Raw genomic sequence first — 14843 nt, forward strand, 5'->3', positions numbered from 1 at the left:
CAGCTAAAAGAAAGGAATGAAAAAAAAATTGTTGACGATAATCGGATTGAGTATGATGTTCGGTTTGAACGCACAGGAGAAAGTGTTGACCATGGAAGAGGCTGTGGTAGGGTATCACCTGTACCCCCGGTCGAAATATTTCCAGTGGCAAGGGGATAAGAATCAATACACTTATCTCGATCGGGAGGGGCTCATGGGAGAGTCTGCCGATAAGGGTGAAAAGACTGTTCTGTTGACAGTTGTAGAGTTGAACAAGATTTTGAATGCCGACCTGAAAGGTTTTCCTAACTTTTCTTGGCTAGACGGCAACACGATCGTTATAGCCCGTCAAGGAAATATCTATCATATTGACGTGGAGAAAAAGCAGTTGAAGCATACTTTTTCTTTCCCGAAGGGGGCTGCCAATCAAACTTACACGAAGGCGGGTAATTTGTATGCCTACACGGTGGATAATAACTTGTATTACCTGGATGAACGGGGGAACAGCTATACCGTGACTGCCGACGAGGATAAAAATATCGTGAACGGTCAGGTTGTTAGCCGTAATGAGTTCGGGATCTCGGGAGGTATATTCTGGTCGCCAGACGGTAAGAAACTCGGTTTCTATCGTAAGGACGAGAGCGAGGTGACGAATTTCCCTTTGTTGGATATCAATAGCCGTACCGGGAGTTTGAAAGAAATCAAGTACCCGATGGCTGGAATGAAATCCGAGCTGGTAACGATGGGTGTTTATGACATTGCTTCCGGTCGTACGGTCTTTCTGGATGTGAATGATTTCGGTCGGGAACAGTACCTCACGGGGATCACGTGGGCGCCGGAATCCGATATCGTGTACATTCAGGTATTAAACCGGGGACAGGATCATATGCGTTTGAACAAGTACGATGCCTCTACCGGGAAACAAATCGCCACATTGTTCGAGGAAAAATCCAATACTTACGTGGAGCCGCAAAACGGGTTGGTATTCATGAAGAATAACCCGAAGCAGTTCCTTTACGAGACAAATAACCGGGACGGTTATTTCAATCTTTACCTGTACGACGTGAACGGCAAGTTGATTAAACGTTTGACCGATGTCGATGCGGACGTGGCTTACGTGGATATGGATTGTGCCGGAAAATACGTGTACTATCTTTCTTCAGAAGTATCTCCGGTGGAAAAACAGCTTTTCCGGGTAGACGTGAAGAGTGGTAAGAAAGCTCGCTTGACTCCCGAGGAAGGGTGGCATAATATCAGCATGAGTGGGGATTGCAGTTATTTTATTGATAATTACAGTAGTGTAAAGGTTCCGCGTAACGTTGATTTGGCAACCAATAACGGTAAAGTGGTTCGTCGGATTCAGGAAGTGGAAAACCCGAACAAAAACTACAATTATGGTGAAGTTACTTTGGGTTCCATAAAGGCGGATGATGGTAGTGATTTATACTATCGTTTGATAAAGCCGATGAATTTTGATCCGAACAAGAAATACCCGGTAATTCATTACGTGTACGGGGGACCTCATGCGCAAATGGTAACTAACATCTGGAATGCCAATATCCGGATGTGGGAAATGTACATGGCTCAACACGGTTACGTGGTGTTTATCATTGATAACCATGGTACTCCCAATCGCGGAAAGGCTTTCGAGGAAGTGATTCACCGCCAGTGCGGACAGGTGGAAATGAAAGACCAGGTGAAAGGTATCGAGTGGTTGAAATCCTTCCCGTGGGTGGATGCCGACCGTATCGGTGTTCACGGTTGGAGTTACGGTGGTTTCATGACCATTTCGTTGATTACCAACTATCCCGATATTTATAAAGTGGGAGTCGCCGGGGGACCGGTGATCGACTGGAAATGGTACGAGGTCATGTATGGCGAGCGTTATATGGATTCCCCGCAGGAGAATCCGGAAGGATACGCTAAAACCAGTTTGATAGCTAAAGCTAAAGACCTCAAAGGTAAATTATTGATCTGCCAGGGAGCTGTCGATCCGGTAGTGGTATGGGAACAGAGTTTAAGTTTTATCCGGGAATGTATCAAGAATAACGTGCAAGTGGATTACTTCCCTTACCCGTGCGCGGAGCACAACGTGATGGGACGTGACCGAATCCATCTGATGCAGAAGGTGACGAATTATTTCGAGGATTACTTGAAATAATTGAAAAATGTAGCCGTGAATAGGATTCTGCATTAGATTAAATCAGCCAACTAATTTCTTTGATTTAGTTGGCTGATTTATTTTATTTATCTTGATAGGCATTTATATTTCTTCAATTTCTCCGGAAGATAAACCTGTTGCTTTTATGATGGCATCTGGCGATAATCCCATCGTTTTTAAATTTCGGGCTATTTCCTGTTGCTTTTTCTTTTCTCCTTCTTTGAAGCCTTTCTTTTCTCCTTCTTCATAACCTTTTACATGCCCTTTCTTTTCAGCAGTTTTAACCACGCTGTACCAATCCCGAAAGACTTTTAGGCTATCCTCGTATTCGTACAGTTCCCGTTTACTGAATCCGGCAATTTCAGCGGCTTTGAAAAGGCGTTCGAAAACTCGTTCCTGTAGAGCAGCCGGGCGTTCCATGAGTCCTGAAAGATTCCGTAGCACAAACATCCATTTATCGAACATGGTTTCCAACTCCAATTCACTCTTGTTGAATTTGGGCATTTCGAGGTAAATGAACGTTAGTTTGTCATAAAAAACTTCTTTCGTGCGAGTATCTAGTAATTTTACTTCATGATGGTAATAATTATCCTTGTCGTCAAAAGTGAAATTAAGGATACCGATCGTGTAAATAGCTTTTAGTTCGTAATCCCAACTTTTCCCTTTCACGGCTTGTTCCCGAATGGGAAATGTCGAATAAAACAAACTACGATCTTTAAAAAATTGCTGCTCACCTTTTTGTATCTCCACGAGGAATTTCTCTCCTTGCTCGTTTTCGCAATATACGTCGAATACTGCACGTCTGTCAATCTCTTGCGTACCCAAGTGTTCTGTGTTCAGGTAAGTAATATCTTTTATCGATTGTTCCCCGTGTAGCAAGGCATTCAAGAAGCTGATTAATAAATCCTTGTTCATGTCCGTACCGAATAACTTCTTGAAACCGAAGTCTGTGTAGGGATTAATATAGCGTTCCAGTAAACCTTCGCTTCCCATGATTTTTTGTGTTTTATTATATAACAAAGATAATCAATTTTTTGCCATGTAATAAATTCGATGGGCAAATATAGTAGTTCTTTTTTGTTTTTATTGTTATATCTTTGCCGCTTTCAACTTTCAATTTTCAATTGTTATGCGCATTGATATATTAAGTGTTGTACCGGAATTACTGGAAAGTCCTTTGAATCATTCGATTATCAAGAGAGCAAAGGAGAAGGGTATCGTGGAGATTCATATCCATAATATACGGGATTGGTCGAAGGACAAGCACCGGAAGGTAGACGATTATTCTTTCGGCGGTGATGCCGGTTTGGTGATGGCTGTACAGCCGATTTTTGATTGTATCAATGAGTTGGCTTCCCAACGGCACTACGATGAAATTATTTACACGGCGCCGGACGCCCCGACGTTTAATCAAAAGACGGCAAACGAGTTGTCTTTGAAAGAAAATATCATGATCCTTTGCGGGCATTATAAAGGGATCGACCACCGGATCCGGGAGCATTTGATTACCCGGGAGATTTCCGTGGGCGATTACGTGTTGACGGGAGGGGAGTTGCCCGCTTGTATTATGACGGATGCCGTTGTGCGTTTATTGCCGGGAGCCATGGGTGATGAGACTTCCGCCCTGACGGATTCGTTTCAGGATAACCTGCTTGCCCCGCCCGTGTACACCCGTCCGGCAGAATTCAACGGTTGGCGTGTGCCGGAAGTATTGCTGTCGGGGAATCATGCTTTAATTGACGAGTGGCAGGAACAACAGGCTTTGGAACGTACAAGGCGGTTGCGTCCGGATTTATTGGATGAGTGATCTTTTCGCTATCCTAAGTCTATCCTTTCGCTACCATAAAAACGAATCATGGCCGAATCATGGCCGTAGCATAAACGTGGATTTGCGTTCATGATTCGTTTGTGATGGGTACATGTATGGTTTTTGTGGTAGGGCAAGGTAAAGCAAAGCAGTACTTGGGGGGGATGTAGGGTGTTGTATCTATTTGACAATTAATTGACTCGAGAGATGATCCGGGGGTGAATAAACGATCGTTTATTGACACGGCAAAAAAGAACTCTTGCGAGTAATCGCCAAAAAAACTAAACATCTGGTTGCGAGAAATAAAAATTATTATTCGAAATATTTGCGATAAACAAAAATGCTGTATATTTGCACCTCAATAAACGATGGTTTTTTGATATAAAATATCGTTTGTCGCAACAGATTTCGTGCATCTATAATACATAGTGCTGTTTAAGTGAGGTGCGTGAAACACATGGCAATAAATCAGAACCGGTAATAGGGTTAGTGCGCGAAGCGTATCCGATCGGCTGATAGAATAGAATTTACATGATCGAGGATAAAAAAATACATTGGTATGTCGCTTACACACGGGTAAATCAGGAATTATTGATCAAGAAGAAACTGGACGGGTTGGGAATCGAGAATTTTCTTCCTCTGGAGGAGCAAGTCCGGGATACTTCTCTTGGTCGAAAAACTATTCGTGTCCCTTTGATTCACGGTATGATTTTTATCCGCACGGACAAGATGACAAGTTTCTCCTTGCTTAACGAGTATTCCCTGAACATGGTTTACCTGAAAGATATCGAGGGACGTGGTTCCCTGGTCGTTCCCGACAAGCAGATGGAAGATTTCATGTTCCTGTTGGATTTCTCTCCCGAGGGTATCGAGATATTGAATAAAGACCTCAAGCGGGGTGACCGGGTTAGGGTGATTAAAGGACCATTGGTGGGGCTGGAAGGAGAGTTGGTTCGTTTGCGAGGTCATAAGCGGGTGGTGATCCGCCTGGAGGGGGTGGCGTCGATTGCGACGTCTTACATCCCGGGTTCATTCCTTGAAAAAATAGAGTAGCGAATGGATAGATTTAAGATTTATAAAATCATAAATCTGACGTTGTAAATCAAAAATTACAGATGGAAAAAGGTTTGTTTCACGATTTGTACAGGCAACTGGACAATCTTGATCCCCGGTCGTATTCCCCGGCGAGCTTGTCGGGTTTGCTGCACGGTTACCTGACGGTGTACTCGATGGTGCGGGTGTACCCGTGGCTGGAGCGTGATTTTGGTAGTCCCGGTGATATTCACGAGCGGGCGAAATCGATCGTTCACTTGTATCCCGGGCAGTTACAAGGTGATGATATTCCAGTGGATACCCGGGCGGGTTACGCGGCGGACAAGATGGATGTCTACCAGTTGTACTCTGATTTGGGATACTTGAGAAATGGTTTGGATGCAGCGTACCGGATACTGTCGTCACGTGGGAACGGGAAGATCTCGTTGCCTTGCCGTACGCCTAATATTTGTCGTTTGTTGTGTAACTGTTACTATTTTGCCGGAGACGAGGAGTGCGGAGAACTTGCGGGGCGTTTGGTGACGGAGGCGTTGGGATATATTCGTGGCGGAGACCGTGGCGTGTTGTTATCGTGGTGGGATACCATTTGCTTGTACGGTGACGCCGTGGGAGCAATGATGTTGCCCGGTGAGGATTATAAACGGCTGGAGGAGGAACGGGCTCGTTTGCGGGTGAGCGTGGAGCGGGAGGAGGACAAGAGAATCGAGCGTTTCCGGCAGACGGGACAGGAAGCGGATTTCGGTTTGGTATCGGAGGTTTTTTATATTCTGGCGAAGCGGGAGTTTGCGGAGGGGATTAAAACAAGTAATAATTATTAATACATGGTGAAAATATCAGTTGCTGGAACCGGTTATGTCGGTTTGAGTATCGCAACTTTGTTGGCACAATACAACGAGGTGACAGCCGTGGACATTGTTCCCGGGCGTGTTGAACTGGTGAATAACAAGAAATCACCCATTCAGGATGATTATATAGAGGAGTACCTGGCAACTAAACCCTTAAATCTTCGAGCCACGACGGATTGGGAGATGGGGTATAGGGATGCCGACTTCGTGGTGATTGCTGCGCCGACCAATTATGATAGCCAGAAGAACTTTTTTGACACGTCGGCGGTGGAAGACGTGATCGGGAAGGTGTTACAAGTGAACCCGGGTGCAGTGATGGTGATCAAGAGCACGATACCCGTGGGCTACACGAGAAGTGTGCGGGACAGATTCAACACTCGGAATATTATTTTCGCCCCGGAATTTCTGCGGGAAAGCAAGGCTCTTTACGACAACCTTTACCCGTCGCGGATCATCGTGGGTTACGACCAGTCGGACAAGGAACTGGAGGCGAAGGCACGGCAGTTTGCCGGGTTGATCAAGGGTGGTGCCATCGAGCAGAACGTGCCGGTGCTTTACATGGGCAGCACGGAGGCGGAGGCGGTGAAGTTGTTCGCCAACACTTACCTGGCTTTACGGGTAAGCTATTTCAACGAGCTGGACACCTACGCCGAGTTGAAGGGATTGAACACGCAGCAGATCATCGAGGGCATATGCCTTGACCCGCGGATCGGTGACCATTATAACAACCCGAGTTTCGGTTACGGCGGGTATTGCCTACCGAAGGACACGAAACAGTTGCTGGCGAACTACGCTGACGTGCCGCAGGACATGATGAGTGCGATCGTGGAGAGTAACCGAACACGGAAAGATTTCATTGCAGACCAAGTATTGAGAATGGCAGGGTATTACACTGCTTCCAGCCAATGGGATGTAGAGAAAGAACAACAGCTGGTAGTAGGAGTTTATCGTTTAACAATGAAGTCTAACTCCGACAACTTTCGTCAATCTTCGATTCAAGGTGTGATGAAACGCGTTAAGGCTAAGGGTGCGCAAATTATTATCTATGAACCGGCCCTTGAAGATAATACCAGTTTCTTCGGCAGCATGGTGGTAAATGATTTGGAAAAATTCAAGCAAATAAGCCAGGCTATTATCGCCAATCGCTATGACCATTGCCTAGACGATGTGAGGGATAAAGTGTACACGCGTGATATTTTCAGGAGAGATTAAAAATATGAATGTACTAGTTACCGGAAGTGCCGGTTTTATCGGCTCGAATCTTGTTGAGCGATTGCTCGTTACTGAAGGTCCCATTCATATTGTGGGGCTTGATAGCGTTAATGATTATTATGATGTCAGTCTTAAAAAGTATAGACTCGATAAGCTTAATAAACTTGCAGCCGAGTATCCCGGCAGTAAATATATCTTTATAAGGGGTAGTATTGCGGATAAAAACCTTATTGATAGATTATTTGCGGAGCATGAGTTTGATGTCGTGGTGAATCTGGCGGCGCAGGCGGGTGTGCGTTATAGTATCACTAATCCAGATGCCTATATTGAAGCTAATATGATAGGTTTTTATAACATTTTAGAGGCTTGTCGCCACAGTTATGACGGAGGCAAGCAAGGAGTTCAACATCTCGTGTATGCGTCTTCTTCCAGTGTGTACGGTTCGAACAGGAAAGTACCGTATTCTACTGATGATAACGTGGATAATCCCGTGTCTCTTTATGCAGCCACGAAGAAGAGTAACGAGTTAATGGCACATGCTTATAGCCAACTCTATAATATTCCTTCCACGGGTTTAAGATTTTTCACGGTTTATGGTCCTGCGGGGCGTCCTGATATGGCTTATTTCGATTTCACGAATCAGCTTGTCAAGGGTGAGAAAATCCGAATTTTCAATTACGGTCATTGTGAACGTGATTTCACTTACGTGGATGATATTGTAGAAGGGATTCAGCGAGTTCTTCATTGTGCACCAGAGGTTAAAACCGGGGAGGATGGACTTTCTCTTCCGCCTTACGCCGTGTATAATATAGGTAATAGTCACCCGGAAAATTTACTTGAATTCGTGCGGGTTCTTCAAGAGGAGCTTGTGAGAGCTGGTGTGCTTCCCAAAGATTATGATTTTGAATCCCACAAGGAGCTTGTTCCCATGCAATTGGGGGATGTACCGGTAACTTTTGCCGATACTTCAGCTTTCGAACGAAATTTTGGCTTTAAGCCTCACACGCCACTTCGAGATGGGCTTAGAAAGTTTGCCGAGTGGTATAAAGAGTTTTATGGATAATAGTAAAATAATATAAATTCTAAAAAGTTATGCTTAATAACAAGACTGTGTTGATTACCGGGGGAACGGGTTCCTTCGGCAAGAAATTTGTAGAAACAATTCTAAGGGATTATCCGGGTGTAAAGAAAATTATCATTTATTCCCGTGATGAATTGAAACAGTTTGAGTTGAAGCAAAAATACCCGGAGAGATTATACCCTCAACTTCGTTTTTTTATTGGTGACGTGCGTGACCTGGAGCGTCTGACGCGTGCTTGCGAGGGGGTAAACGTGATTATTCACGCCGCGGCAATCAAGCAAGTGGATACGGCGGAGTATAATCCCGAGGAGTGTATCAAGACTAACGTTCATGGTGCCCAAAACGTTATCAAGGCGGCTTTGGCAACGGGAGTGAATGATGTCGTGGCACTTTCCACGGACAAGGCTTGTGCCCCGATAAACCTTTATGGCGCGACTAAACTTACTTCCGATAAACTATTCACCGCCGCGAATAATATCAAGGGTTCAAAAGATATTCGTTTCTCGGTAGTACGTTACGGTAACGTGATGGGTTCCCGTGGTTCTGTTATCCCGTTCTTTATCAACAAGAGGGATAATGGCGCGACAGAACTTCCTATTACCGATACGCGCATGACTCGTTTCAATATCTCTCTAGAGGCGGGTGTAGCTATGGTTATGTATGCCCTCGGTCATCATCTCGGGGGAGAGATTTTCATACCCAAGATCCCGTCGTATCATATAAAGGACGTGGCAACCGCGATAGCCCCGAATCTTCCACAGGTGGAAGTCGGAATTCGCCCGGGCGAGAAACTCCACGAGGAGATGATAACCGTGACGGACGCCCTTGATACGATTGATCTCGGTCGTTATTACGTGATAATGCCATCAGTAAGCTTCAATCACACCAGGGAGGAATACATGAAACATCATAACGCGACATTGGTACCGGAGGGTTTTCACTATAGCTCGGATATCAACACGGAGTGGGAGACGGTCGAGTCCATGCGCGAGAATATAATCAAGTATGTTGATCCTAATTTTCAAGTGAAATGATGATAGATCACCCTATATCATACGGTCGTCAATTTATAACCGACGAGGATATCGAGGCGGTTGTTGAGACGCTTAAATCGGATTATCTCACGCAGGGACCTAAAATAGCCGAGTTCGAGAACGCTTTCGCTAACTATTGCGGTAGCGAGTACGCTTGTATGGTCAGTAACGGTACGGCGGCTCTTCACCTTTGCGCACTGGCATTGGGAATTAAACCGGGGGATAAAGTGATCACGACGCCCATCACGTTTGTGGCAAGCGCGAACGGTTTTCGCTATTGTGGCGCGGAAATCGTGTTCTGTGACATAGACCCGGACACGTACCTCATGGATTTGGATAAACTGGAGGAAATTCTCAAGGCATCCCCTAGGGGTACTTATAAAGCCGTGATCCCGGTTGATTTCGCGGGTTACCCGGTGGACGTTGAACGCATGCGATCGTTGGCGGACGAGTACGGGTTCGCGATTGTCGAGGATGCTTGTCACGCACCCGGGGGGGCGTTGACAGACAGCCTGGGAAGGGTGAATATGGTTGGTAATGGTCGTTACGCGGACCTTACTGTATTTTCTTTTCACCCGGTAAAACATATCGCCACGGGTGAAGGCGGTGCAATCACTACAAACAACAAGGAGTTACACGATAAGGTTTGCCTTTACCGTACCCATGGAATCACGAGAGACGCCTCGCTTTTTCACGAGAATCACGGAGGTTGGTATTACGAGATGCAGGAGTTGGGCTACAACTATCGAATCACGGAGTTCCAGGCAGCGCTGGGCATTAGCCAGTTGAAAAGATTGGACTGGAGTATCGAGCGTCGAAACGAGATAGCCAAGAAATACGACGCGGCTTTTGCCGGAACTTCTATCCGTGTTCCATTTCGTGCCGGGAATATCACACACGCGTTCCATCTCTACATTATTCAGGTCGAGAATCGTAAGGCTCTTTATGATTTTTTGCGCGAGAACAAGATTTTTTCCCAGGTGCTTTATATTCCGGCTCACACGATGCCTTACTACAAGCAGTTCGGCTGGAAGTCGGGTGATATGCCGGTAGCAGAGGATTATTACTCCAGGTGTTTGGCACTTCCTATGTTCCCCTCGCTTACAGATGAGGAGCAGGATTGGGTTATTGAAAAGGTTTTAGAATTCGTGAAATGAATCTAATGAAAAATTTGTGTGTTATACCCGCCCGTGGTGGGAGTAAACGTATTCCCCGCAAGAACATCAAGCCTTTTATGGGTAAGCCGATCGTTGCATATTCCATCGATGCGGCTTTGCGAAGCGGTCTTTTTGAAGAGGTAATGGTTTCTACAGATGACGAGGAGATCGCGATGATCGCTCGTGAACATGGGGCTCAAGTCCCGTTCATGCGTGATGCCGAAACGGCAAATGATTACGCGAGTACGGCAGACGTGATTCTCGAGGTCTTGGATATGTACGAGAAACGGGGGAGGGTATTTGATACGATTTGTTGCGTTTACTCGACAGCTCCCTTTGTTACTCCCGCTAGATTATCAGAAGCCTACTTGAAATTGACAGGCGGGATTGATTCTGTTTTTACTTGCGTTGCTTATTCTTACCCGGTACAACGCGGTCTTCATATCGTGGATGGAAAAATTAGAATGCTTTATCCCGAATACGCGTCTTCTCGCTCGCAGGATTTGGAAAAGATTTATCATGATGCCGGTCAATTTTATATAGCTAGAACGACATCTTTCATTGCAGAAAAAACTTTTTGGGGTAAAAACACGGTTGGTCTGGTACTACCAGAACTTGAGGTTCAGGATTTGGATACTCTTGCAGACTGGAAGTTGGCAGAGATGAAATACGAATTGCTCCGGGAATCGAGATGAAGCGGAATATTTATTTTCGGGCAGACGCGAGTGATACGATAGGTTACGGTCATTTTACCCGCATGTTATCACTTGCCGGTATGCTGAAGGATGATTTTTGTTGTACATTTTTCACTTGTCACCCGACACCCTATCAAGTTGAGGAGATGAGAAAAGTTTGCCCGAGTGTTAGTTTGCGTGAAGATACACATCACGATGATTTCCTTTCCCGGTTGCGAGGAGATGAAATCGTGGTATTGGATAATTATTTTTTCACAACCGCTTACCAGCGGCGAATCAAAGAGAGAGGTTGCAAACTCGTGTGTGTTGACGACATGCATGACAAGCACTACGTGGCTGACGTGGTGATTAATCATGGCGTGGCTGATGTTTCTTTATTTGATGTAGAAGCGAGTACCCGGTTGTGCCTGGGTTTACGATGGGCGTTGTTGCGAGAACCGTTTTTACAACCTTTAGGCACGAGCCCCAAGGAGCACGGAGATTGGTTTATATCTTTTGGAGGTAGTGATTTTCATAACTTGACGAGTAAATTCATACGATTGATTCATGATAGGGAAGAGGTGAAACGGGTGTTCGTGGTGGTGGGTGATTCTTATCAACATGGGGATCCCTCGCGGGGATATGATAAGGTGATTCTTCACAGGAATCTCCCGGCAATAGAGATGGCCGCTTTGATGCAACGTAGTGAATACGCGATCTTGCCCAGTAGCGGTATCTGTATAGAAGCACTCTCTCGTGGCTGTAAAATTTTTGCGGGCTATTACGTGGATAACCAGGAAAGATTTTACCGTTACTTGAATGATAACCATCACGTGCACGGGTTGGGAAATTTGCTTGATCCTTCTTTGACGATGCCGGAAAAATTTGATTTGATATCCATGTTTGATACATCCTTGATGTATGGCATAAAGGAGCGTTACATTCAATTATTTAAAAATATCTGATAGAACTATGACAAGAATAGCAGGAGAACGTTTGTATATAAAAGAGATAGAAATAGAAGAATTGACAGATCCCGTGATGGCTTGGTTCTCGGATAGCGAGTTGATGAAGTATTACACGAATTCCCGGAGGGTGATAACTAAAGATACCCTTGTTGCTTCCATCGAGCGCGGGAAGAGGGATGGTGATACATTTACTTACGGTATTTATGACATTGAACGGGAATTGTTAATCGGGACCTTGAAATTGGGACCGATTAACAAGATACATAAAACGTCTGATCTGGCAACTTTAATAGGTGATCGCTCTTTTCTAGGAAAGGGTCTGGCACCGGAAGCGATTCGATTGGGAGTTGAATTGGCTTTTTCTGTTTACGATTTAAGAAAATTGTACGGTGGAATGTACGCTTCCAATGTCGCTTCAATAAAAGCTTATTGTCGAGCGGGATGGCTGATAGAAGGACGCTTGAAAGGCTTTTACCAGGTAGAAGGGCGTAATGAAGACCGTGTGCTGGTGGGATGTTTTAACCCGAAATATTTTAGCGAGCCCGAGATTGAAGATGTAAGACGAAAACAAGGGGAGTATTATGAATAAGGTATTTATTGTCGCGGAATTGTCTGCGAATCATAACGGGAGCAAGGAAACGGCAATAGCCACGATAAAGGCTGCCAAAAGAGCCGGAGCGGATGCCGTTAAATTGCAAACGTACACGGCGGACACGATAACGCTGGATTGTCAGGCTGATGATTTCAAGATCAAGCAAGGGACGTTGTGGGATGGAAAATACTTGTATGACTTGTACAAGGAGGCTTACACACCCTGGGAATGGCACGAGGAGTTGTTCCGGGTAGCGAGGGAGGAGGGGCTGACGTGTTTTTCCTCGCCGTTCGATAAGACGGCGGTGGATTTCTTGGAAGAGCTGGGCAACCCGATTTACAAGATTGCCAGTTTCGAGATCACTGATATCCCGTTGATAGAACATGCCGCCAGCAAGATGAAACCGATAGTTATTTCTACCGGGATTGCCACAGGGGAGGATATTCGATTAGCTGTTGATACTTGTCGTGGTACGGGGAATAATGATATCACTTTGTTGAAATGCACGTCCTCTTACCCGGCCCCAGTGGAGGAGGCGAACTTGTGCATGATCAAGGATTTGTCAGAACGTTTTCACGTGAAGTCAGGTTTGTCCGATCATACATTGGGAAACATGGCTTCTATCGCGGCAGTAGCCATGGGAGCCACGATGATAGAGAAGCATTTTATAATAGATAGAAAAATAGGTGGTCCTGATGCTTCTTTTTCAATGGACGAGAGAGAGTTTGCCCAACTGGTGAAGGATGTGCGCGTGGTGGAAAGTGCCATCGGGGAGGTATCTTACGAGTTGACGGACAAGATGAAGGCTAGCCGTGAGTTTTGTCGTTCTCTTTACGTGGCGGAAGATATGAAAGCCGGGGAGGTGATCACGGAAAAGAATGTTCGTTCGGTCAGACCGGGGTTTGGGCTGCATCCGAAATACTTGAAAGAGGTATTAGGAAAGCGAATAAATAAGAGCGTAAGAAAAGGAACAAGATTCAGTTGGGAGTTGTTGGATTAGTTTTTTCAAGTTGAAATCTATGAACTTTACGGTGCTAAAGAAGACATTAAAGAATAATTCAGTAATATTTCAGAATTTTACTTATATAACAATCCTACAAGTGTTTGTTATGCTTGCTCCTCTAATTACTTATCCTTATTTGACGAGAGTTTTAGGGTTGGAATTGTACGGGTGGGTTATCACGGCACAGATTGTGGCAAGTTATTGTTCTATTCTTGTTGATTTCGGTTTTAAAAGTGTAAGTGCAAAGCATGTTTCAATACATCGTAATGATAAGAGCAAATTGTCAGAAATAGTTTCATCTATCTTATCCATTAGATTACTTCTTTGGATTTTAGCTTTGACTGTTTATGCTACGATTATATATTTAATTCCTTCTTATCGTTCTCATTATTTACTATTTATTTTTTCCTTTGGATTGACTTTTAATGAATTGCTATTTCCGCAATTTTATTTTCAAGGGGTGGAAAGAATGAAATATATCGCAATCTTGAATATCGTGATTCGTTCTATTTTTGTTGTATTGACTTTCGTGTTTATTCGTTCATTATCAGACTATATTTATGTCCCGCTTTTGATGTCGATAGGATATTTTATTGGTGGAATTCTTTCGTTGTACGTGATTTTTTATAAAGATGGAATTGAATTTATACTTCCGTCATGGGGAAATATGAAGTTTTATCTAAAGGATGCTTCAAGTATATTTTTTACAGATGTGATTTGTACAATAAAAGATAAATGCAATTATCTTTTATTAGGTGCATTTATTGGTATGAAGGATGTTGTTATATATGATTTGGGGTCTAAGTTTACCAATATTATTTTAAAGCCTTTTAGTATTGTAGGTACTGTTTTGTTTCCCAAAATGGCAAAAGAAAGAAATATTAGATTTTTTAGAAAAATAGTAAAGTATGTGGCTTGTGGTATCGTAATATCCGTTTTGATAGTCAATATATTTTTACCTTACCTTGTCGAATTTTTTACTGCTCGAGAGCTTGATCTTTTACCTATCAGGTTGTATTTGTTATCACCTATTTTCGTGGGGGTTAGCGGGTATATAGCTTCAAATTTGATCATAGCCCTCGGCTATAATAAATATATATTCTATAGCATTATTGTCACCACAATAGTATATCTTTCATTACTAGGGTTAATGTATGCAGGGGAATATTTGAATTCAATTCATTCATTTGTATTAATAACTGTATTATCTTATCTGGGCGAATTGGTTTATAGATTGTTTGTTGCTAAGAAAATTGTGAATATAGAAGAGAAGTAAA

Annotated in this window: 14 protein-coding genes; 13 read left to right on the forward strand and 1 reads right to left on the reverse strand. The window is 44.1% G+C overall.

Annotated elements, in window-relative coordinates:
- The first annotated feature begins 16 nt into the window (after positions 1-16).
- Positions 17-2140, forward strand: a complete 2124-nt coding sequence (locus A3CY_RS0101875; RefSeq protein WP_018336192.1) for a S9 family peptidase — start codon at positions 17-19, stop codon at positions 2138-2140.
- 102 nt (positions 2141-2242) lie between these two features.
- On the opposite strand, the gene A3CY_RS0101880 is transcribed toward A3CY_RS0101875, so the two are convergent.
- Positions 2243-3133, reverse strand: a complete 891-nt coding sequence (locus A3CY_RS0101880; RefSeq protein WP_018336193.1) for an Rpn family recombination-promoting nuclease/putative transposase — start codon at positions 3131-3133, stop codon at positions 2243-2245.
- 136 nt (positions 3134-3269) lie between these two features.
- Between A3CY_RS0101880 and trmD the strand changes: the two genes are divergently transcribed.
- The 12 genes from trmD (at position 3270) to A3CY_RS0101940 (ending at position 14842) form a co-directional block, all read left to right on the forward strand.
- Positions 3270-3947 carry a tRNA (guanosine(37)-N1)-methyltransferase TrmD gene (gene trmD / locus A3CY_RS0101885; RefSeq protein WP_018336194.1) on the forward strand — a complete coding sequence of 226 codons (678 nt, stop codon included), beginning with the start codon at positions 3270-3272 and terminating at the stop codon, positions 3945-3947.
- A 531-nt stretch (positions 3948-4478) separates the two neighbouring features.
- Complete coding sequence (locus A3CY_RS0101890) at positions 4479-5000, forward strand: UpxY family transcription antiterminator (RefSeq protein ID WP_018336195.1); 522 nt, start codon at positions 4479-4481, stop codon at positions 4998-5000.
- A 62-nt stretch (positions 5001-5062) separates the two neighbouring features.
- On the forward strand, positions 5063-5818 hold the full coding sequence (locus A3CY_RS0101895) for a hypothetical protein (RefSeq protein ID WP_018336196.1): 756 nt from the start codon (positions 5063-5065) through the stop codon (positions 5816-5818).
- Between the two features lie 3 nt (positions 5819-5821).
- Complete coding sequence (locus A3CY_RS0101900) at positions 5822-7057, forward strand: nucleotide sugar dehydrogenase (protein WP_018336197.1); 1236 nt, start codon at positions 5822-5824, stop codon at positions 7055-7057.
- A gap of 4 nt (positions 7058-7061) precedes the next feature.
- Positions 7062-8120, forward strand: a complete 1059-nt coding sequence (locus tag A3CY_RS0101905) for an NAD-dependent epimerase/dehydratase family protein (protein WP_018336198.1) — start codon at positions 7062-7064, stop codon at positions 8118-8120.
- A gap of 29 nt (positions 8121-8149) precedes the next feature.
- Positions 8150-9172, forward strand: a complete 1023-nt coding sequence (gene pseB, locus A3CY_RS0101910; protein ID WP_018336199.1) for a UDP-N-acetylglucosamine 4,6-dehydratase (inverting) — start codon at positions 8150-8152, stop codon at positions 9170-9172.
- A complete protein-coding gene (gene pseC, locus A3CY_RS0101915) occupies positions 9172-10329 on the forward strand; it encodes a UDP-4-amino-4,6-dideoxy-N-acetyl-beta-L-altrosamine transaminase (RefSeq protein ID WP_018336200.1) in 1158 nt (385 codons plus the stop codon). The genes pseB and pseC overlap by 1 nt, the downstream gene beginning before the upstream one ends.
- A 5-nt stretch (positions 10330-10334) precedes the next feature.
- Positions 10335-11024 carry a pseudaminic acid cytidylyltransferase gene (pseF, locus tag A3CY_RS0101920; RefSeq protein ID WP_018336201.1) on the forward strand — a complete coding sequence of 230 codons (690 nt, stop codon included), beginning with the start codon at positions 10335-10337 and terminating at the stop codon, positions 11022-11024.
- Positions 11021-11968, forward strand: coding sequence for a hypothetical protein (locus A3CY_RS0101925; protein ID WP_018336202.1), 948 nt, complete (start codon positions 11021-11023; stop codon positions 11966-11968). Before pseF ends, A3CY_RS0101925 begins: the two co-directional genes overlap by 4 nt.
- Before the next feature lie 7 nt (positions 11969-11975).
- Entirely contained in the window at positions 11976-12560 is a 585-nt protein-coding gene (locus A3CY_RS0101930; protein ID WP_018336203.1) for a GNAT family N-acetyltransferase, read from the forward strand.
- Positions 12553-13563 carry a pseudaminic acid synthase gene (gene pseI / locus A3CY_RS0101935; protein ID WP_018336204.1) on the forward strand — a complete coding sequence of 337 codons (1011 nt, stop codon included), beginning with the start codon at positions 12553-12555 and terminating at the stop codon, positions 13561-13563. Before A3CY_RS0101930 ends, pseI begins: the two co-directional genes overlap by 8 nt.
- Before the next feature lie 19 nt (positions 13564-13582).
- On the forward strand, positions 13583-14842 hold the full coding sequence (locus A3CY_RS0101940; protein WP_018336205.1) for an oligosaccharide flippase family protein: 1260 nt from the start codon (positions 13583-13585) through the stop codon (positions 14840-14842).
- The last annotated feature ends 1 nt before the right edge of the window (position 14843 follow it).

Source organism: Butyricimonas synergistica DSM 23225 (assembly GCF_000379665.1).
GTDB lineage: Bacteria > Bacteroidota > Bacteroidia > Bacteroidales > Marinifilaceae > Butyricimonas > Butyricimonas synergistica.

Coding starts and splice junctions, on each gene's coding strand:
- A3CY_RS0101875 (WP_018336192.1), top strand. CDS start 17: ATGAAAAAAAAATTGTTGACGATAATCGGATTGAGTATGATGTTCGGT.
- A3CY_RS0101880 (WP_018336193.1), bottom strand. CDS start 3,133: ATGGGAAGCGAAGGTTTACTGGAACGCTATATTAATCCCTACACAGAC.
- trmD (WP_018336194.1), top strand. CDS start 3,270: ATGCGCATTGATATATTAAGTGTTGTACCGGAATTACTGGAAAGTCCT.
- A3CY_RS0101890 (WP_018336195.1), top strand. CDS start 4,479: ATGATCGAGGATAAAAAAATACATTGGTATGTCGCTTACACACGGGTA.
- A3CY_RS0101895 (WP_018336196.1), top strand. CDS start 5,063: ATGGAAAAAGGTTTGTTTCACGATTTGTACAGGCAACTGGACAATCTT.
- A3CY_RS0101900 (WP_018336197.1), top strand. CDS start 5,822: ATGGTGAAAATATCAGTTGCTGGAACCGGTTATGTCGGTTTGAGTATC.
- A3CY_RS0101905 (WP_018336198.1), top strand. CDS start 7,062: ATGAATGTACTAGTTACCGGAAGTGCCGGTTTTATCGGCTCGAATCTT.
- pseB (WP_018336199.1), top strand. CDS start 8,150: ATGCTTAATAACAAGACTGTGTTGATTACCGGGGGAACGGGTTCCTTC.
- pseC (WP_018336200.1), top strand. CDS start 9,172: ATGATAGATCACCCTATATCATACGGTCGTCAATTTATAACCGACGAG.
- pseF (WP_018336201.1), top strand. CDS start 10,335: ATGAAAAATTTGTGTGTTATACCCGCCCGTGGTGGGAGTAAACGTATT.
- A3CY_RS0101925 (WP_018336202.1), top strand. CDS start 11,021: ATGAAGCGGAATATTTATTTTCGGGCAGACGCGAGTGATACGATAGGT.
- A3CY_RS0101930 (WP_018336203.1), top strand. CDS start 11,976: ATGACAAGAATAGCAGGAGAACGTTTGTATATAAAAGAGATAGAAATA.
- pseI (WP_018336204.1), top strand. CDS start 12,553: ATGAATAAGGTATTTATTGTCGCGGAATTGTCTGCGAATCATAACGGG.
- A3CY_RS0101940 (WP_018336205.1), top strand. CDS start 13,583: ATGAACTTTACGGTGCTAAAGAAGACATTAAAGAATAATTCAGTAATA.